Source organism: Flavobacterium tructae, assembly GCF_002217475.1.
In the GTDB taxonomy this organism is placed as follows: Bacteria; Bacteroidota; Bacteroidia; order Flavobacteriales; family Flavobacteriaceae; genus Flavobacterium; species Flavobacterium tructae.
In genome coordinates this window covers 215,356-234,922 of the sequence record NZ_MUHH01000017.1, presented here as the reverse complement: position 1 = coordinate 234,922, position 19,567 = coordinate 215,356, and the positions used below count along the sequence as shown (strand labels likewise).

At 37.0% G+C, this 19,567-nt stretch carries 14 protein-coding genes; 6 read left to right on the top strand and 8 right to left on the bottom strand.

The window, feature by feature from the left end; translation table 11 throughout:
* Positions 1 to 3 precede the first annotated feature (3 nt).
* The 3 genes from B0A80_RS05960 to B0A80_RS05950 form a co-directional block, all read right to left on the bottom strand.
* Entirely contained in the window at positions 4 to 1,338 is a 1,335-nt protein-coding gene (locus B0A80_RS05960; RefSeq protein ID WP_017494631.1) for a TolC family protein, read from the bottom strand.
* Between the two features lie 62 nt (positions 1,339 to 1,400).
* Entirely contained in the window at positions 1,401 to 2,000 is a 600-nt protein-coding gene (locus B0A80_RS05955; protein ID WP_017494630.1) for a TetR/AcrR family transcriptional regulator, read from the bottom strand.
* Positions 2,001 to 2,108: 108 nt separating this feature from the next.
* Positions 2,109 to 2,630, bottom strand: coding sequence for a YceI family protein (locus tag B0A80_RS05950; protein ID WP_017494629.1), 522 nt, complete (start codon positions 2,628 to 2,630; stop codon positions 2,109 to 2,111).
* A gap of 272 nt (positions 2,631 to 2,902) precedes the next feature.
* Here B0A80_RS05950 and B0A80_RS05945 point away from each other — a divergent pair, with 272 nt between their 5' ends.
* Positions 2,903 to 3,877, top strand: a complete 975-nt coding sequence (locus B0A80_RS05945; RefSeq protein WP_026109778.1) for a polyprenyl synthetase family protein — start codon at positions 2,903 to 2,905, stop codon at positions 3,875 to 3,877.
* A 166-nt stretch (positions 3,878 to 4,043) separates the two neighbouring features.
* Here the strand turns inward: B0A80_RS05945 and B0A80_RS05940 are convergent, their stop codons facing one another.
* The 3 genes from B0A80_RS05940 to B0A80_RS05930 form a co-directional block, all read right to left on the bottom strand.
* The gene (locus tag B0A80_RS05940; RefSeq protein ID WP_089076718.1) at positions 4,044 to 5,909 is read right to left on the bottom strand and encodes a trehalase family glycosidase; all 1,866 of its coding nucleotides are present in this window, start codon (positions 5,907 to 5,909) and stop codon (positions 4,044 to 4,046) included.
* Complete coding sequence (locus B0A80_RS05935) at positions 5,899 to 7,119, bottom strand: MFS transporter (RefSeq protein WP_089076717.1); 1,221 nt, start codon at positions 7,117 to 7,119, stop codon at positions 5,899 to 5,901. Before B0A80_RS05935 ends, B0A80_RS05940 begins: the two co-directional genes overlap by 11 nt.
* A 105-nt stretch (positions 7,120 to 7,224) precedes the next feature.
* The gene (locus B0A80_RS05930) at positions 7,225 to 9,864 is read right to left on the bottom strand and encodes a TonB-dependent receptor (RefSeq protein ID WP_089076716.1); all 2,640 of its coding nucleotides are present in this window, start codon (positions 9,862 to 9,864) and stop codon (positions 7,225 to 7,227) included.
* 167 nt (positions 9,865 to 10,031) lie between these two features.
* Here B0A80_RS05930 and B0A80_RS05925 point away from each other — a divergent pair, with 167 nt between their 5' ends.
* Positions 10,032 to 11,057: a LacI family DNA-binding transcriptional regulator gene (locus tag B0A80_RS05925; protein ID WP_070906102.1), complete on the top strand. Its 1,026-nt coding sequence runs from the start codon at positions 10,032 to 10,034 to the stop codon at positions 11,055 to 11,057.
* Positions 11,058 to 11,098: 41 nt separating this feature from the next.
* Entirely contained in the window at positions 11,099 to 11,452 is a 354-nt protein-coding gene (locus B0A80_RS05920) for a hypothetical protein (RefSeq protein ID WP_070906103.1), read from the top strand.
* 12 nt (positions 11,453 to 11,464) lie between these two features.
* Here B0A80_RS05920 and B0A80_RS05915 read toward each other — a convergent pair whose 3' ends face one another.
* Both B0A80_RS05915 and B0A80_RS05910 read right to left on the bottom strand, forming a co-directional pair.
* Positions 11,465 to 12,031, bottom strand: a complete 567-nt coding sequence (locus B0A80_RS05915) for a hypothetical protein (protein ID WP_124020562.1) — start codon at positions 12,029 to 12,031, stop codon at positions 11,465 to 11,467.
* Positions 12,032 to 12,085: 54 nt separating this feature from the next.
* Positions 12,086 to 12,637, bottom strand: coding sequence for a hypothetical protein (locus B0A80_RS05910; RefSeq protein ID WP_017494620.1), 552 nt, complete (start codon positions 12,635 to 12,637; stop codon positions 12,086 to 12,088).
* Positions 12,638 to 12,753: 116 nt separating this feature from the next.
* Here B0A80_RS05910 and B0A80_RS05905 point away from each other — a divergent pair, with 116 nt between their 5' ends.
* From B0A80_RS05905 to B0A80_RS05895, 3 genes are all read left to right on the top strand, one after another.
* Positions 12,754 to 15,528 (top strand): 2-oxoglutarate dehydrogenase E1 component, encoded by a 2,775-nt coding sequence (locus tag B0A80_RS05905; RefSeq protein WP_089076714.1) that lies wholly within the window; start codon positions 12,754 to 12,756, stop codon positions 15,526 to 15,528.
* A gap of 83 nt (positions 15,529 to 15,611) precedes the next feature.
* Complete coding sequence (odhB, locus tag B0A80_RS05900; RefSeq protein WP_017494618.1) at positions 15,612 to 16,847, top strand: 2-oxoglutarate dehydrogenase complex dihydrolipoyllysine-residue succinyltransferase; 1,236 nt, start codon at positions 15,612 to 15,614, stop codon at positions 16,845 to 16,847.
* 216 nt (positions 16,848 to 17,063) lie between these two features.
* Complete coding sequence (locus B0A80_RS05895) at positions 17,064 to 19,529, top strand: TonB-dependent receptor (protein WP_070906108.1); 2,466 nt, start codon at positions 17,064 to 17,066, stop codon at positions 19,527 to 19,529.
* The last annotated feature ends 38 nt before the right edge of the window (positions 19,530 to 19,567 follow it).

The window sequence follows — 19,567 nt, the reverse complement described above, 5'->3', positions numbered from 1 at the left end:
TAGTTATTTAATAAGAGTTTTAAGTTCGCCTTTTGATTTGATTAATGCTACTTCAGCTATTTTATAATTTAAAATGGCTCTGGTATAATTATTTTGTGCTTCAAGAGAGGCATTTTCTGCATCTAACAAGTCTGTTAAAGAGGCCAATCCCTGAAGGTAATTGTTTTTTGTATTGCTTAAGATTTCTGTCGCTAAGCGCATATTTTCTTTTTGATTGGTGATCGTCACAAGGTTGTTATCGATTTGTGCCATCGCATTTTTATAGTCCAGATCAAGCGAAAGTTTGGTATCCTTGATATCTTCCTCAAGTGATCTTAGCTCAACATCGGCCTGTCTTACTTTTGCACGAGTTCCGAATCCGGTAAAGATTGGTACATGAAGGTTTAAGGCAATTGCAGAGAAATCAGACCAATAAACTCCCTGAGAAGGTTTTGCAAACCAAGGCATTTGAGGGCCCTGTCCGATGTAGTTATACCCAGCAGTCAGAGAAAGCGTTGGGTAATATCCTGCTTCAACTGCTTTTTTATTGAATACTAAAAGTTCTTGTTGTTTTTTCAAAAGCAGGTACTCTGTTCTGTTTGCCGTATTTGGCTGTTCCGTTAAGGCAGCAGGTACCACTTCAAATTCTTCTTTTGGCATATCAATTTGAGTTTCTATTGGCATTCCCATGTAAAACTTCAAAGCATTTTCCTCCAGGGTAATCTGATTCTTAATTTGTTGGCGTTCTGTATCAATGTTTGACATTTTTACGATGATACGATCTAAATCAATCTTTTTAGCCAGACCATTGTCAAACTGTCCTTTTACGATATCACGAACTTTAGTCGTGTTAACATAATTACTGTCTAACAAAGTCAGTCTTTCTTTTTGTACATAAACAGAATAGTAGTTATTGGCAACTCTTTCAATTACTTGCTCTTCTGTCAACTGATTGTTGATCTGATAGAACTCACGGGTAGATCTTGCCGCTCTTAATCCTGTAAAAACGGACTGATCAAAAATGGCCTGTGTTAAAGAAACTCCTGCAGTCGAAACCCATTTTTGACCAAATGCTGCCTGAATCGTAGTTCCCGGTGCACCAAATCCTGCACCATCAATTACAGTTGTCTGAATGATCGGATTGTGTGTTAAATTTCCATTTGCCGAAATTTGAGGCAAAGCTCTTGAGCGTATTTCCTGTATTTTGTATTCACTGTTTTCAACCTGAAGTTTCGCCTTTTTAGCATCGGCTTTATTTTGAAGCGCATAAGTAAGCGCGTCTTTTAAGGTTAAACGTGTGACTTGTGCACTGGCTGACAGGCCTATTGTACACAAAAAAATGAGAACTATTCGTTTCATATGCTGTTAGATATTTGTTTGTGTTGATGATTTAAAAAAATCATACTATTATTGATTGATGATTATACTCTGATTTTCTTAAGTTGCTTTTCCAATTCTACTATTCCTTTTTCTGTAGCCATAGCTCTGGTGTGATATTCCAGTGCCTCCAGTTCTATTTTTTGTGCTTCACTTTCCGAAACGGTAGTCTCGTTGATGTGAAAAATTAGTGTATAATAAAATTTCACATAAACGTCTACATTCAGGTCTTCACGATAAAGCCCCTCACTAATTCCTTTTTCAATATTCTTTCTGAACCAATGGCTGCACAAATCAATCTCCTGGCACAATATATTTTGATAAATATCCGGATAATGCTTTTTTAGCTGATAAATGGGCGAAGTATCGATGTTGTTTTTAAACATGTCTCTGAACATTTCTCTGATTTCAAAATTTTCATGAATAGAATTGTAATTTTTCGCTACAATAGTGTCAATTATTTCGTGTACCTGCTTATGAACCAATGAGGTACTTTCCTCAATCAGGACTTCTTTATTACAGAAATATTTGTAGATCGTTTTTTTCGAAATACACATTTCTCCTGCTATGTCGTCCATTGTGACACTTTTAAATCCAAGTTTTAAAAACAGCTCGCTTGCTTTTGCTATGATTTTCTCTTTCATTTTAATTTTCAAATTGCATTACAAATATACTGAGGAAACTAAACTCACGAAAATAGTTTCCGTAATATTTGTAATAATTTTACATTAATTTACTTCATTCTGTAAGATTTATATGCTAAACTCTAAATTTGCAATAAGCTTAATGTCTTTTCCTAAAGCCAATCCTCCATTATGACTGAACGAATTATAATCTAAACCAAAATCCTGACGCTTAATGTCTCCTTTGATTTCAAAAGCAACTTTCTTCTCACCATTGTACGTATTAACCCCTATAAACTCGGCATCAAGTTCCACTACTTTCGTAACATCTTTAATCGTTAAGTCACCCTTGAAAAAATTAATATTGTTGTTTACTTTTTGAAACGAAGTCGATTTGAAACTAATAATCGGATGCTCGTTTACATCAAACAAATCCTGAAGTTGTAAATAAGTATCAATTTGCTGAAAATTATCAATCTTGTTGTTAATGTCAAGCGAAAACTCAACCGATGCATCTTCTACTTCATTGTCTTCAATATTCACATAACCACCAAATTTATTTGTAGTTCCTCCCATGTAAGCAATAATCGAATGTCTCATTTTAATCAAAACATCTGATTGGCTAGAATCTAAGGTCCATGTTGTTTTCATAAATTACTGTTTTTACTGAGGTTATACATTTCTCAATTCTACAAGGAAACTATTTGAGTGTTTCAAGTTTCCTGTTCGACGGTGCAAATATAGACAGGAAACTCTGAATACCAAAAAAGTTTCCAAGTTTTTTTGAAAATAATTTTAACATCTTACAAATTAGGGAATCTAAAGCCTATTTTAAATGCTGATTAATCATTTCAATTTTAAAAAAAAGAATAATTTAATTAATGAATTGTATCTTTGGACCTCGCAAATCAGAATTTCATTTTATGCACGATATTAGTCAGTACCAGGATTTTTTTATTCATTATTTAAAAAACCAAAGCATACAAAAAGAACCCAAAAATCTTTACGCACCTATTGAATACATTCTGGGCCTCGGCGGAAAAAGAATTCGTCCCGTACTTACTTTGATGGCCGCAGAAGTTTTTAATACTCCTTATACAACAGCACTTCCGGCTGCAATGGCAGTGGAAGTCTTTCATAATTTCTCGCTTGTACATGACGATATTATGGATGATGCGCCTTTGAGAAGAGGACAGGAAACTGTTCATGAAAAATGGGACCTCAACACCGGAATTTTGTCCGGTGATGCCATGCTTATTCTGGCGTATCAGTATTTTGAGCAATACGAACCAATTGTTTTCAGAAACTTAGCAAAACTATTCAGCAAAACAGCTCTTGAAGTTTGTGAAGGGCAACAATGGGATGTTGACTTTGAACAAAGAAATGATGTTACGATTCCGGAATACCTAAAAATGATCGAATATAAAACGGCTGTTCTGGTTGCTGCTGCCATGAAAATGGGAGCCATCGTAGCCAAAACATCTGAAAAAGAAGGTGATTTAATTTATGATTTCGGATTGAATTTAGGGCTTGCTTTCCAGCTTCAGGATGATTATCTGGACGCTTTTGGAGATCCGGAAACTTTCGGAAAACAAGTGGGCGGAGACATTATTGAAAACAAAAAAACGTATTTATACCTCAAAGCAAGAGAATTTTCTTCTCCTGAAAAAGCTTCAGAATTAGAGCAATTATTCAGTTTACAATTAGAAGACAACACAGCTAAAATAGCTACTGCAAAAAACATTTTTAATGAATCCGGTGCTTCAAAAGCCACTCAGGATGCCATTGAAATGTATACTTTTAAAGCTTTTGAAACGCTGGATAAAATGGATCTTAACGCTGAAAAGAAAAACATACTGCGTACTTTCGGGGAGAACTTAATGGGGAGAAAGGTCTAGGCTTCGACTTCGCTCAGCCTGACATTTGACTTCGCTCAGCATGACATTTGACTTCGTTCGGCATGACAGTCGAATCTCGGCTTGATAATAGACTTCGCTCAGCCGGACACAATAATTTAAATGATAACGTTGTGTCCGGCTGAGCGAAGTCGAAGCCCCCTTTTAACTAAAAAAGTACATCCGGATCAACCAAGTCCGATAATTTTTGTTTTAAATCTTCTTCCAAAATGGTTAAACCATACTGGTACGAAGCATTCATCCATCCGAAACCTTCTTCGGGGATAAAGTCAAATTCGGTTCCGACGTTTCCATATTCTGCAAAGATTTTATGCGAGCTGATCGATAAATCAAACTTTTCCGGAATGGTTCCGTTATAATCCACTGCATTTCTGGTAATCAGCCAAAGCCAGCGGTACACCATTTCCTGTGCTTCTTCATTAAAATTATAATTCAGCAAACCTTCCCATAAAAGCATTTGATGCGGTGCCCATCCAAACGGATAATCCCATTGACGTACAGGTGCGTTTTCGTCTATAGCTGCAATGGATTCTTTGGTACTTCCGGCAATTCCGCCTTTCATCTTAAATTTTGGAAGGGTCTTCTTTACCAGAATATCAGCTTGTTCGGGTGTGCTTATTTTGGCCCAAAGCGGGTAAAAAGTAGTTGCAGCCTCAAAAAAATGCTGCTCCTCATTTACAAAATTATAATCCAGATAACATCCATATTCTGAATTCCAACACAATTGATTGATTTTTTCTTTTCGCGAAGCTGCTTTCGCAAGCCAATATTCGGTTGAAAAAGACTGGTCCTCAAAATATTGAAATTCGTTTTTAAAATATTTCCTAATCAAAAACGCAATATCCGTTTCGTATTTGTAAAGCAGACTATTGATCGCAACGGTATTTAAATTGGCACAAATTCCAACCAGTCTGTTGGTCGTGTCATGACCGCTTTCGCGCATGCTTCGGTCGTGAATAAAATACTTATCCAATTCGACATCGACCACTTCCCTTTCCAGATATTTTTTTTCGAATTCACGGGTAGACAAATTGTATTTTGGTGCGTATTGCTCCAGAATATCATCAAAATGCCCCTCTTCTACTTCAAACGGAAGTCCGATTCCTTCAGCTTTGTACCGATTCAACCCATTAGCGGTTAGTCTTTTGCCTTCCTCCATCCAAACTGTCAGATATTCTTTAATGGCCGTTTTTAAATGTCTTTCAATCCAGAAAATATCCGGATTCGATTTTTCTAAAACATCTCTTATCAAGGACGTATAAAGCGGAGGCTGCGTACGGGTTAAATAATAACTCCGGTTGGCATTTAGTATTTTTCCGTAATGATCAATCTGGTATTTAAAATTCTCTGCAATTCCCAGAGCCAACTCTATTTTATCATCTATCAAAAGTCCTTTCGCAATAAAATAACTGTCCCAGCCGTACATTTCATTAAACCTTCCGCCGGGAACTACAAAAGGAACTCCCGAAATTTCATTGTTTTTAATTTGAAGTGCCAAAGCCAGTATGCCCGGTTTTTGATTGAGCGACAATACATATTCCGGTGAAATATGTTTCGGCATTTGTACCACTTTTAACTTTGGAGTTACAGCTTCCAGTTTTTTGAAATAATCAAAAACGATTTCATCTCCAAAAGGCACGTACAAATACGAAATCGCATTTTCTATTTTATTGTCTTCTAGTATTTTTTTCACCCCATTGGCATCAATCGTACGTGTCAGTCCTTTCCAATACAGGTTTTTTATTTTTCCGGAGATTCTTTTTACAGGATCTTCAATGATTTGATCCAGACTGATTTCGGCAAATTCCGTATTTTCCTTTTTAGCCAAAGCCAGTTCCTGCAATAAGTTTGAAAGCTGATAGGTTCCTTCAATAAGGATTGAATTTCCCTCTTCACCGTTCAGTAAAAATCGCTTCGGACCATGATCATCGATCGTTATTTTTTTATCGCCGTCAGTATCTTCCTGAGTCAATAGTTTTTCGATAGTTTGGGATATATGTAGTTTAAATTTCATCTTTTGCAGTTATTTTTTTAAGAATAAAAAAAGACACTAATAATAAAGACATTGGAATTAATGTAAAATAAAATGCCTTTTCCGGTCCTTCATTTTTGAACAGCCAGCCTGTTATTCTGGAGCCTAATGTTCCGCCAAGAGCCGAGAAAATCACAATTAATCCTGTCATTGAACTTTGCAGATTTTTAGGCAGCGCACTCAATACTATCGAGTTTAACAACGGATAAATTGGCGCAATAAACAATCCGATTAAAGGAAATGCGAAACCAATTAAAGGTATATCTGCCAAAGTATTGATACTTTTCACTTCTAATCCGACGGTTTTTGGAAGTACGAAAACCACAATCAGCATGGCTGAAAGAATACAGAAACTCAACACCCAGATCCAGCCCACTTTTTTAGTTACAATTCCGGCAATCATCCTTCCGGCTGCCAATGAAATGGCCAAAATACTAGCCATCATAATGCTTATATTCTCCGGTAAATGCAGCACTTTGGTATTGAACGTAGGCAGCCACGAAAGGATTCCCTGTTCAATCATTACGAACAAAAAGACACTAATCACAAAAATAACCGTTAGTAATTTTGCCATTAAACGGAACATTTGCATGAAATCATCTCTGAGATCTGCTCCCGCGGCGACTTCGGTTTCTTCAAATTTCACAAAGAACAAAAACAGAAACGACAGCAACGACAATCCGGCCAGAAACCAATACACATTTAGCCACGAATTGGGATCTTCTTCCTTATTAAAAGCCGGAAACAGAAAATAAGCCAGTGCAATTCCAACCATAAAAAAACCTTCAATACTGCTCATCAAAGCATTGTGCTCTTTTTTGGTTTCGGTCACGGTACCAATTAGGGAATAAACCGAAACTTTAATCAAGGCAAACGAAACTCCAACGGTTGCAAAGAGAATTTTAGCATTGTCGAATGAATTCCCAAAATACATAGAAATACAAGCCAGAGTAACCAACCCCAAACCAATCAGCATGGATTTTCGATATCCGATTCTGGGCAAAAAAGAGGCTATAAAAAAGGAAACAATCGCAATAGGCATGTCCTTAAACGCTTCTAAAATACTCGCCTGAACTTCATCTACTCCATAATTTTTCTGCGATTTCAAAATCACAATGCCTACGCTATTCAGTAGAATAGCGAAGACAAAATAATTGAGATAGAGTGAAATTTTGATTCCTATGTTTTTCATGTACTTATTGGTTTGTCTTTTAGTTGGCGAAATGTTTCAGATTTCAGGTTTCAAGTTTCGAACATACTCTACACCTCACATCTTATATTTCACCTCCCACATCTCTTAAAAGTTAATCGCCACCGAAAATCTAAAAGCACGTCCTAAAATTGGTCTTGCCATAAACACATCGCTTGCTGCAGAGGTAGTCTGTCTTGGGTCACCTTCGGTTAAACCAATTTCATTGAACAAGTTTGAAGCATCAACCGCAAAACGAAGATTATGATAGGTATAATTTAATCCTGCCCCTACTTCTTTATAAGCCGGCAAAACTTGTTTATTGTCCTGATTCGTGAATTTTTTATCATAATAAGAGAACTGAACATACGCTGTAAAATCTTTTGTAATATCAACTTCCGGTCTTAAATTACAGAAAAACTTAGGGATTCTTCTGGCTGTGTTTCCGTTAAAATTAAAAGTAGATCCGTCAGCATTGGAACCCGTAAAATTATCATACTCCGGTTTTTGAACGGTGAAGGTAAAGTTCATTTTTACCATTTTGTATCTGGCATTGGTTTCTACTTCAAGACCAATATTGTTTACATCGGCGAATTTATTCTCAGAAGATCCATCCGATAAAATATCCGTAAAAGCAACATTTTTCAAATTCATATGAAACAGGTTGGCATTTACATTGAAGAAAGAATTAGAATATTTATACCCCAACTCAAACTGATTTACTTCGGTGTTTTCCAGCTTACTCAAATCGGCTGCATTATCATAAAAAGACTCTTCGATAGGCGATCTGAAACCGTGGCTGTAACGTACATACGAAGCCATGTTGTCATTGAATTTGTAGTTTCCGGCAGCGGTATACGACCATTCACTCACATCATATCTCCAATACGTATACGGATTTCCTTTTACCGTTGTTACCTTATCATCCGCCGTATTATTGTTTAAAACTCCCAAATTCTCTGCAAAAAATCTCGCATTGTCTCGGTACCCTGAATATTTGTCTTTATTATATCGTAAGCCCGCATTGAAAGTCAGCTTGTCTGTCGCTTTAATTTCGGCATCGGCATAAACATCATTCAAAACTCCTTTAGTTTGCGCGTCTCTTTCTAACCAAGTAATTCTCTCCACCCCATTCCAGGTATGATTTACACCTGATGTATTGTCTTTTACATTTAACAATCTCGGATTGTCTGAAACTCCTACTAAATACGAATTCCAATTCCAGTATTGATTCGATTTCCAGTTGGAATAATAGTAGCCCGCAGTCAGTTTTACAGGATCTAAATCAAACGCAAAAGAGAAATTATTCGCAAAATTATTCATCTTTTTCTCGATGTGCCAAAGATCTGCTCTCATAATTAAGGCATTCGGATCAAGTGTTGCTCCGTTATCTACATAAGAATAGGTCAGGTTACTGGCCGTGGTATTCTGAACCCCTGTTGCATAAGCATCTTGTGTCCACGGACCTCCATTTGGAAAAATAGCATTGTAATTCAAATTGATATTGGTTTGTTTGAATGCATTCTTGAACGTCACTTTCTCCGATATCTTCTTTTTGAATTCAGCACCAATCGAATTGATTATCGGATGAGAACCGTCTTCTAAATCTGCTGTAAAAGTTCCGCCTCCGTATTGAGGCACATTTAAACGGCTAAAATTTACTGACGTCAAGGTTCCGTAATTTGGATTAAAACCCGGAATTCCTTCGATTTTACCATTGTTACTTTTTAGCGGAATCGGTAAATAGAACGCATTTCTGTCATCCAGATGTTTGAAGTTAATTCTTAAATAATCGTTATCATCAAATTTATAAGTAATGTTTCCTTTGATCTGCCCTCCTTTATTAGCAGTAAAACCGGTATTTCTTACTCCATTATCAGCTCTGTAAAAACCTCCAATATTAAAGAACAATTTATCCTGAATTAAAGCCCCTGATAAATTAAGGTCGGTTCTGAACATTCCATAATCTGAAGTCGAGAATTTAGCCCTTCCCTGAAAATCATTCTGTCCTGTTTTCGAAATGAAGTTGATGATTCCTCCCGGTGCATTATTAGCAAAAATAGATGCCGAACCTCCACGAACCGCTTCCATTTTACTTACGGTTTCGTCTAGTCTGTAAAAAGTATCGGCATTTGCAAACTGCAAAGCCCCATCTTCAAAAACCGGTAATCCGTCTTCCTGAATCTGCACATACTCATAGGCTCCCGCAGACGGAATTCCTCTCGCAAAAAGGTTATTTCCAATTTCTCCTCCCGAGGCTTCTACCACAAATCCGGGAATCGTTTGCAATAAAGCAGCCGTACTTGCCGGAGCTCTGTCTTCGATAGCCTTAGCTCCCATGGTGGTAATGGCCACACTGGATTCTAATTTAGACCTCGGACTTGAAGATCCCGTTACCACAACTTCTTTCAAACTTTGTGATTCCCCTTCCAGAAGTAAATTAACCTCTAAAGATTCTCCTTCTTTTACGGTGATTTGTTTTCCAAAGGTTTTGTAACCAACATTCGTCGCTACAATGGTATAATCTCCGGCGGAAACATTCGAAAATACAAACTTTCCATTTTCATCTGTAATCGTATTTTTATCTGTTCCTTTAAGAGAAACATTGGCTCCCGGAATAGTTTGGCCGCTATCATCAAGTACCTTCCCGGAAACGGTATTTTTATCCTGGGCAAACAGATGGTTTGGAACAGAGATTAAGCACAATATCAAAAATAATATGCCTAAATAAGAATGTTGCTGTTTCATGATTTTTTGGTTTAGTTAGTTAATCTTTCATTTATGAAATGTAAACTTACTCAAGGAATTAACTCTAATTTAAGAATTCTAAATCGAAAACGTTTTCGAAATCCCCTAAAACGTTTTCGGAAGTTAATTTTTTATCAATACACTTTATTTTTTAGTACTTTTATTTCATGAATGACACCAAATTAATAGATATAGCATCGGCATTGGGAATTTCGGTTACCACGGTTTCAAAGGCATTAAAAGGCTATACCGACATTAGTAAGTCTACACGTGCCCGTGTGATCGAAATGGCCGAAACCATGAATTACATGCCCAATTCGGTTGCGGTAAATCTGAGAACCAACGAAACTAAAACAATTGGCGTAATCATTCCGGCTACCGTGCATCATTTCTTCTCCAGTGTCTTAAATGGCATTCTCGAAGAAGCCGAAAAAAGAGGCTATCTTGTCATTATATTACAATCCAACGAAAAATACGAACTGGAGAAAAAACAACTGGCCTTATTAATTCAAAAACGTGTTGACGGGGTTCTGATGTCGCTCTCTAACGAAACGGATGATTTTACTCATATTAATGAAGCGATCCGCAAAAACACGCCCGTTGTATTGTTTGATAAAATTGCCAAAAGAGTCGATTGTTCCAAAGTCGTGATCAATGATGCCAAAGCGGCATTCGACGCTGTTTCTTACCTCATTAATAAAGGATTCAAAAAGATCGCACATTTCAGGGGTTCGTACGTTCCTCAAAACTCCATCGATCGTTTCTTAGGATACAAAAGAGCTTTGGAAGCACACGGAATTGAATACGATTCCAAACTGGTTTACGTGTGCGATAACAATACCGATTTTGAGGATGGCTACGAAAATGCCCAGAAAATAATGACCGAACACCCGGACATAGACGCGATTTTTGCCATCACCGATCTGGTAGCCATCGGAATTATCAAATATTTTAATGAGGCGGGAATCAAAACACCGGAACAGGTAGCGGTTTTTGGCTTTAGCAATTGGTTTATGAGTACGGTTATCTCACCTAAATTGACTACTATTGACCAGCCAGGCTTTGAAATGGGGCATCAGGCGGTTTCGCTTTTAATAGATGAAATTGCCGACCTGAAAGAACATCGTCCGGTGACGCATCAAATTATTGAACTACCTACAAGAATCATTGAAAGAGAATCGACTGTTAAATGATTTTTTAGTTTTAACTTTGCGTCAATTCTTAAAAAGCATCAATGTTTCCAATCCCCGCAAATACCGATATTTTATTGGCCGATGCCGAAAGCGAAAATCTATATTTAAGTCTGATTGAGCAAATTAATAAAGATTTTAATTTGGCCAACGAAGGAATAGATTTTCCAATGAGTATTTCTCCCGACGAACTAAAGATTCAGCTTCACGAGAAAATCTACAGAATGATTCAGTACAAATTTGCGGAGTACCTCAATCTGCTTTACATCATTGATGTGCCTGAAAATGAAATCAAAAAACTCGACGGTTCTGATTTAGTAATCTTAGCCGAGCAGGTTTCTTTTTTGATTTTAAAAAGAGAATGGCAGAAGGTTTGGTTTCGAAATTATTATAAGTAAGGCGCTAAGGCTCTATGTTTTTTTCTCATAGGGACGAACGATATTATGTAATTTATCTAATTCCTCAAAAAGTCCAAAATACTGGGTATCAATTTTACTTCCGATAATTTGGAAACGACCACATTTAAAACAGATTTTTGCTATCCCAATTGTCTTTTCTTTCTTTTTGAAGATAAAAATATCACGGTATTCAGGAACACAGGCATAAGCACTCATTTGTAGAGAATCTTTTTGACTGAATACATTTTCAATTTCCTTTTGCTGTTTAATAGTAAGATTCGATTTCTTATAATTATGACTTATCAAAATTTCTTCAAAATCTCTTTTAGGAATACTATCAGGAAAATATCCCATAAATAAATCTTCAAATTCCTGATGTTTTTTTGATTTTTTACTTTTTTCCTCAAAATCAATTATACTTTCAAGAGTGTAATTCACAAAGTAATGATCAATTCTATCAGAATCAAAAAAAGGTCGTAATTCTTTTTTTACAACTTTTTGAATTTCAAGATTTGATTTTTTAGAGTCATTACAACTCATAAACACAATGACAATAAGTATAAAAATATATCTCTTCAATTTTTTCGGATTTTAAAAACCTTAGAAACTTAGCATCTCAGAACCTTAGCTCCTCTAAAAATAAACTCTCACAAAAGGCATAAACCCGGATCCGTAAAGACTGGTATTTTTATCATACAAAACATCATAACGTGCTCCAATAGTAACACTTCCGGTTCGGTAACCCGCACCGAGATATAAGGCGGTATTCCAATAATCATCAGAGTAACTTGGTCGATAAGCCGTTGATTTATAATCCGTATTTATGCGAACCTGTTCCAATTCTGCTGACAACTGAATTTCAGGAATCGGATTCACGAGTCCAACCACACTTCCGCCATAGACAAAAGAGCTGTAATAGTTTTTAGAGGACAAATAACCAAACTGCAATCCAACACCAACCGCTACAATTTCGTTTACGTTATAAATGGCACTTGGTGAAACCGAAATGTCCGTATATCCGGAACCAATTCCTAAACCAAGACCTCCTCCAAACTGAACTTTCTCCCAAAAATGATTGCTGTTGTCTATGACATATTTTTGTTGTGCAAAAGCAGAACTCGAAAATGAGACGGCCAAAATCACAAAAAAAGTTTTGAAAACGATTGAAATTTGATTTTTATCCATAGTTGGGTCTATTTTTAACAAATTTTTACGTAAAAGTACGTAAAAAAAAGATTTAAATAAATGTGATTGTTGTACTTTTGCGATTCTATTTAACAAAAAGTATATTCACTCATATTATGGATAGGTTTTCATTTTTAAATGCAGCGCATACAGAGTTTTTCGCACAATTATATGATCAGTATTTAGTAAACCCAGATAGCGTTGAGCCAAGCTGGAGAAGTTTTTTTCAAGGTTTCGATTTTGGACAAACGACTTATAATGACGAAAATCCGGTTCAACGAATCGTTGAATACGTAACAAACGACAACGTAGATTGTAGTTTAGTTTCTGATAAATTACAAAAAGAATTCAATGTCCTAAAATTAATCGATGCTTACCGTACTCGCGGGCACTTGTTTACCAAAACAAACCCTGTTCGTGATCGCAGAACATCGTCTCCAACTTTAGACATTGAAAATTTCGGATTAACAACTGCTGATCTTTCAACAGTTTTTGATGCTGCTCAGGCAATCGGAGTAGCTCCTTCTACACTACAGGATATTGTTACACGTCTTCAGACTATTTACTGCCAGCACATTGGTATCGAATACATGTACATCAGAAATCCCGGCGTTGTAAAATGGATCCAGGACAAACTGGCTGTAAACGTAAACCAGCCAAACTTCTCTTCTGACGAAAAGAAAACAATCTTAAATAAATTAAACCAGGCCGTATCTTTCGAGAACTTCCTGCATACTAAATATGTAGGACAAAAACGATTCTCATTAGAAGGTGGAGAATCTATCATCCCGGCTTTGGACGCTTTGATCGAGCAGGCTGCCGAAAAAGGAGTAGAACAATTCGTAATGGGAATGGCTCACCGTGGTCGTTTGAACGTTTTGGCTAACATCTTCGGAAAATCAACTCAGGATATTTTTGGTGAGTTTGACGGTAAAGATTACGATCAGGAATATTTTGACGGTGACGTAAAATACCACTTAGGTCTTACTGCTGACAAAAAAACAAGAACAGGAAAAAACATCAACATCAATTTAGCACCAAACCCTTCACACTTAGAAACGGTTGGAGCTGTAATTGAAGGAATCACAAGAGCAAAACAAGACAAATACTATCCGAACGATTTTTCTAAAGTATTACCTATTGCCGTTCACGGTGATGCTGCAATCGCAGGTCAGGGAATCTTGTACGAAATCATTCAAATGTCATTGCTTGACGGATACAAAACAGGCGGTACTATTCATATCGTAATCAACAATCAGGTTGGTTTTACCACTAACTATTTAGATGCACGTTCGTCTACGTACTGTACAGATGTTGCCAAAGTAACGCTTTCACCGGTATTACACGTAAATGCTGACGATGCTGAAGCGGTTGTACATGCTGTATCTTTTGCCTTAGATTACAGAATGAAATTTGGACGTGACGTATTTATCGATTTATTAGGATACAGAAAGTACGGTCATAACGAAGGTGATGAGCCTCGTTTTACACAACCTGTTTTATATAAAATCATCGCTAAACATAAAAATCCAAGAGATATTTATGCAGAGAAATTATTGTCTGAAGGCATAATCGATGCGTCTTATGTAAATGCTTTAGAAAAAGAATACAAATCTGCTTTAGAGGAAAACTTAGAAGCTTCCCGTAAAAAAGATTTGACTATTATAACTCCGTTCATGCAAAATGAATGGAATGGATTTGTTCAGGTAACAGATACACAAATGTTAGGAAAAACAGATACTACTTTTGACAAGAAGGAACTGGATTCTATCATCAATACAATCTCAACGTTACCGGCAGACAAGAAATTCATCAACAAGATCACTAAAATTGTTACCGACAGAAAAGTAGGATACGACAACAACACTCTTGATTGGGGAACTGCAGAAGCATTGGCTTACGGTTCACTTTTAACAGAAGGATTTGACGTTCGTATTTCCGGTCAGGACGTAGAGCGTGGTACATTCTCTCACCGTCATGCGGTAGTTAAAGTGGAAGATTCTGAAGAAGAAGTAATTTTACTGGACACTATAGCGAACAAAAAAGGAAAATTCGGTGTTTTCAACTCGCTTTTATCTGAATACGGTGTCCTTGGTTTTGATTATGGATATGCATTAGCGAATCCAAATGCTTTAACGATCTGGGAAGCACAGTTTGGAGATTTCTCTAACGGAGCCCAAATCATGATTGACCAGTATATTTCTTGTGGAGAAGACAAATGGAACAACCAAAACGGTATTGTTTTATTATTGCCTCACGGATATGAAGGTCAGGGAGCGGAACACTCTTCTGCAAGAATGGAACGTTACTTACAACTTTGTGCAAGACACAATATGTATGTTGCCGATTGTACAACACCGGCTAACTTCTTCCACTTGATCAGAAGACAGATGAAAACGAAATTCCGTAAACCATTGGTAGTTTTCTCTCCAAAAAGTTTATTACGTGATCCAAGATGCGTATCTACTGTTGAGGAATTAGCAAACGGAAGCTTCCAGGAAACAATCGACGATACTACAGTAAACAAAAAAGACGTAAAATCTTTAGTATTCTGTACCGGTAAATTCTACTACGACATTGTAGCTGAAAGAGAAAACAACGGAAGAAATGATGTTGCAGTGGTTCGTATCGAGCAATTATTCCCTTTCCCTGTAGAGCAAATCAAAGAAATCATCGCACAATATCCAAATGCTGACGATTACGTTTGGGCACAGGAAGAACCTAAAAACATGGGAGCTTACAGCTTTATGTTGATGAACTTTGACCTTGTGAAATGGAGATTAGCTTCATTAAAAGCTTACTCTGCTCCGGCATCAGGAAGTTACACACGTTCAAAACGTCGTCATGCTGATGCTATCAGAATGGTATTCGATAAAAATTTATTCAGATAAAAAACAATGTTTCAAGTTTAAAGTTTCGGGCCCCTACAAAACCTGAAACTTTAAACAAAATAAACTTTAAACAAAGAAATAAGATGATTTTAGAAATGAAAGTCCCTTCACCAGGGGAATCTATAAAAGAAGTTGAAATCGCAACTTGGTTAGTAAAAGACGGCGATTATGTAGAAAAAGATCAGGCTATTGCTGAAGTTGATTCAGACAAAGCTACTCTTGAACTTCCTGCTGAAATGAGCGGAGTTATTACGCTTAAAGCGGAAGAAGGTGATACAGTAGCAGTAGGTGCTGTAGTTTGTTTAATCGATACTGACGCAGCTAAACCATCAGGATCTGCTCCGGCTGCTGAAGCTCCAAAGGCAGAAGCACCAAAAGCGGAAGTAAAAGCTGAAGCACCAAAAGCTGCTCCGGTTCAGGCTCCGGCAGCAACAAGTTACGCAGCAGGAACTCCATCTCCGGCAGCAAGAAAAATATTAGACGAGAAAAACATTGCTCCGGCTTCAGTTTCAGGAACTGGTAAAGGTGGAAGAATCACTAAAGATGACGCTGTAAATGCAGTACCTTCAATGGGAACTCCAACAGGAGGAAGCCGTGGAACTGAGCGTACAAAATTATCTATGTTGCGTCGTAAAGTAGCAGAGAGATTAGTTTCGGCTAAAAACGAAACAGCTATGCTTACTACTTTCAACGAAGTAAACATGACACCAATCAACCAAATTCGTAACGAATACAAAGATGCTTTCAAAGCAAAACATGGCGGTTTAGGTTTAGGATTCATGTCATTCTTTACAAAAGCAGTTACAAGAGCTTTAGAATTATACCCTGATGTTAACTCTATGATGGATGGTGACTACAAAATTGCTTACGATTTTGCCGACATCTCAATCGCAGTTTCAGGACCAAAAGGATTAATGGTACCAGTAGTTCGTAACGCTGAATTATTAACTTTCCGCGGAATCGAGGCTGAAATCAAAAGATTAGCACTTAGAGCACGTGACGGTCAAATTACCGTTGACGACATGACAGGAGGAACTTTCACTATTACTAATGGTGGAGTTTTCGGAAGTATGTTGAGTACTCCAATTATCAACCCTCCTCAGTCAGGAATCTTAGGAATGCACAACATCATCGAGCGTCCAATTGCTGTAAACGGTAAAGTGGAAATTCACCCAATGATGTACGTTGCACTTTCTTACGACCACAGAATCATTGACGGACGTGAGTCAGTTGGTTTCTTAGTAGCTGTAAAAGAAGCTTTAGAGAATCCATTAGAGTTATTGATGAATGGAGATGCTAAACGCGCTTTAGAATTGTAATTGTAATACTTTTCAACAATCATACAAAACCTGCTTCTTAACTGAAGCAGGTTTTTTTTCTTAATATTAACTTAAAATCGACTTAAGATGTTAAAAAATTAAACAATAAAAAATTTTACCCTTTAAAAATTGTTTTATTTAGAATAAATAAGAATAGTTTGTTTGGTTTGTATTCTGCACTTAAATTTGCGCTATTAAAATCAATTCTAAATAATAATGAAAACCAAATACACAACAACAATTTTGGCTTTTCTCTTTGTACTGCTTGCAACTCCAACCATGTGGGCACAGCAAAGAGCAAGCATAAAAGGACAAATTAGCCTCACTAACAATCAGGCCGCAGATAATGTGACCATTATCTTAAAAGGGACCAAAATAGGAACCAATACGGACAGCAGAGGTTTTTACGAAATTAAAAACATCAAACCGGGAAATTATGTGATTAAAGTTTCTGCGGTTGGGCATTCTTCAAAAGAAAAAAGTATTTCTCTTAATGGCGGAGACGAAATAATTGAAGATTTCACGATCAGTTCCAATTCTGAACAACTGGACGAAATTGTAATCAACGGTCACGGAAAAAAGAATCCATTAGCCCGCAAAGAAAACCAACAAGTATCAAGATTACCTCTTAAAAATCTTGAAAACCCACAAGTTTATTCTACTATTACAGGCGAGTTGTTAAAAGAACAAGTCGTAACCAATATCGACGACGCTCTTAAAAACGCACCGGGATTAACCACACTGTGGGCTTCTACAGGACGTGGAAATGATGGTGCAGGCTACTTTTCCCTAAGAGGTTTTGCTGTTCAGCCGACTATGATTAACGGATTACCGGGATTAACAAATGGAAGCCTTGATCCTGCCAATATCGACAGAATAGAAGTAATCAAAGGACCATCAGGAACCTTGTTTGGAAGCAGCCTTATTTCCTACGGAGGATTAATCAATATTACAACCAAAAGACCTTACGATCATTTCGGAGGAGAAATAAACTACACTACAGCTAGTTACGGATTAAACAGAGTTACTGCCGACGTCAACACCCCATTAGACGACGAGCACAAAGTAAACCTGCGCATTAATTCTGCTTATCACAATGAAAATAGTTTTCAGGATGCAGGATTTAAAAAATCATTCTTTTTTGCCCCTTCTCTGTCTTACGAAGTAAACGATAAACTTTCGTTCTTTGTTAATACTGAATTCATGAACAATAAAGCGACCAATCCAACCATGTTGTTTTTAGACAGAGGGACACCTTTAAGAGTTCACAATATGAAAGAACTAGGTTATGATAACAAACGTTCTTATACCAGCAACCAGCTTGCTATAGAAACGCCTTCTTACAATCTGCAAGGACAGATGGTTTACAAGTTTACTAACGAATGGACTTCTCAAACTGTTATTTCAAGAGGATCATCAAGATCAGAAGGCTACTATTCTTACTTATACGAAGGAACTAAAGGTTATCCAAAAGTCACTGAAGGTATTGTATTAGGACGTTTTATAAACTACCAGAATTCTACGACACTAACCACCGATATTCAACAGAATTTTATTGGTGATTTTAAAATTGGTAAGTTGAGAAACAGAATTGTTGCCGGTTTCGACTACTTCAACAACGCTACAACAGACAACGGAACAGGATATATTGCCAATGGAAGCATCTATATTGGTAACGCAAGTTTACAAACCGTAAACGAAAATGTTTTCAAAATTACCGACCCTACAAAATACATTACAACCGGTGATAACGGAAATTTATCAAAAGCCGGAACTGACGATCTTTTGGCAAAGGCAAAGACAAACAACAACAAAACAAAACAGGAAGTGTACAGTGTTTATGTTTCTGACGTAATCAACTTTACCCCTGCATTGTCTGCAATGGCAAGTGTACGTATAGACCGTTTTATGAACGCAGACAACGGAGGATACAATCAAACTGCTTTTTCTCCTAAATTCGGATTAGTGTATCAGCCAATTTTGGATAAAGTTTCTGTTTTCGCCAATTATATGGATGGATTCTCAAACGTCGCCCCGGGTGAAGACCTAAATGCCGGCATAAGAACTCCAAGAATTTACAACCCGGAACATGCCAATCAATTTGAAGTTGGTACCAAACTGAACCTTTTCAAAGACAAACTTTACGCCACTTTCAGTTACTATGACATCAAAGTTACCGATCAGGTTTACAGCATCAGAACAGATGCTACAAACTCTACTTCTTACCAAAATGGAGGTCAGAGAAACAAAGGTTTCGAAGCTGAAATCGTTTCTAACCCTGTTCCCGGTTTAAATATTGTATTTGGATACAGCTATAATGATGCAGTACTTACAGCTGGTGATTCTGAATTTGTAAACTTCAGACCGGAAAGCGCAGGAGCAAGAAATTTAGCGAATCTTTGGGCCAGCTACAAATTTTTGGAAGGACCGTTACAAGGATTCGGATTAGGTTTTGGAGGAAATTATGTAGGTGATAACAAAATCATGAACAGAAAAACAACCGGAGCATTTACGATTCCTGAATATACTGTATTAAACTCTTCTATTTTCTATGCTGCAGAGAAATTCACTTTAACCTTAAAAATGGATAACATTGCAAATGCAGATACTTATGATGGATGGTCTACGATTCATCCCAGAAACATGAGAAGTGTAGCAGCAAGTTTCGCTTATAAATTCTAATAAAAATCAAAAAAACACCTTTCTTTACAGGAAAGGTG

What these genes read in the sequence shown, in the direction of transcription:
- B0A80_RS05960 (WP_017494631.1), bottom strand. Translation starts at nt 1,338, where the DNA reads ATGAAACGAATAGTTCTCATTTTTTTGTGTACAATAGGCCTGTCAGCC.
- B0A80_RS05955 (WP_017494630.1), bottom strand. Translation starts at nt 2,000, where the DNA reads ATGAAAGAGAAAATCATAGCAAAAGCAAGCGAGCTGTTTTTAAAACTT.
- B0A80_RS05950 (WP_017494629.1), bottom strand. Translation starts at nt 2,630, where the DNA reads ATGAAAACAACATGGACCTTAGATTCTAGCCAATCAGATGTTTTGATT.
- B0A80_RS05945 (WP_026109778.1), top strand. Translation starts at nt 2,903, where the DNA reads ATGCACGATATTAGTCAGTACCAGGATTTTTTTATTCATTATTTAAAA.
- B0A80_RS05940 (WP_089076718.1), bottom strand. Translation starts at nt 5,909, where the DNA reads ATGAAATTTAAACTACATATATCCCAAACTATCGAAAAACTATTGACT.
- B0A80_RS05935 (WP_089076717.1), bottom strand. Translation starts at nt 7,119, where the DNA reads ATGAAAAACATAGGAATCAAAATTTCACTCTATCTCAATTATTTTGTC.
- B0A80_RS05930 (WP_089076716.1), bottom strand. Translation starts at nt 9,864, where the DNA reads ATGAAACAGCAACATTCTTATTTAGGCATATTATTTTTGATATTGTGC.
- B0A80_RS05925 (WP_070906102.1), top strand. Translation starts at nt 10,032, where the DNA reads ATGAATGACACCAAATTAATAGATATAGCATCGGCATTGGGAATTTCG.
- B0A80_RS05920 (WP_070906103.1), top strand. Translation starts at nt 11,099, where the DNA reads ATGTTTCCAATCCCCGCAAATACCGATATTTTATTGGCCGATGCCGAA.
- B0A80_RS05910 (WP_017494620.1), bottom strand. Translation starts at nt 12,637, where the DNA reads ATGGATAAAAATCAAATTTCAATCGTTTTCAAAACTTTTTTTGTGATT.
- B0A80_RS05905 (WP_089076714.1), top strand. Translation starts at nt 12,754, where the DNA reads ATGGATAGGTTTTCATTTTTAAATGCAGCGCATACAGAGTTTTTCGCA.
- odhB (WP_017494618.1), top strand. Translation starts at nt 15,612, where the DNA reads ATGATTTTAGAAATGAAAGTCCCTTCACCAGGGGAATCTATAAAAGAA.
- B0A80_RS05895 (WP_070906108.1), top strand. Translation starts at nt 17,064, where the DNA reads ATGAAAACCAAATACACAACAACAATTTTGGCTTTTCTCTTTGTACTG.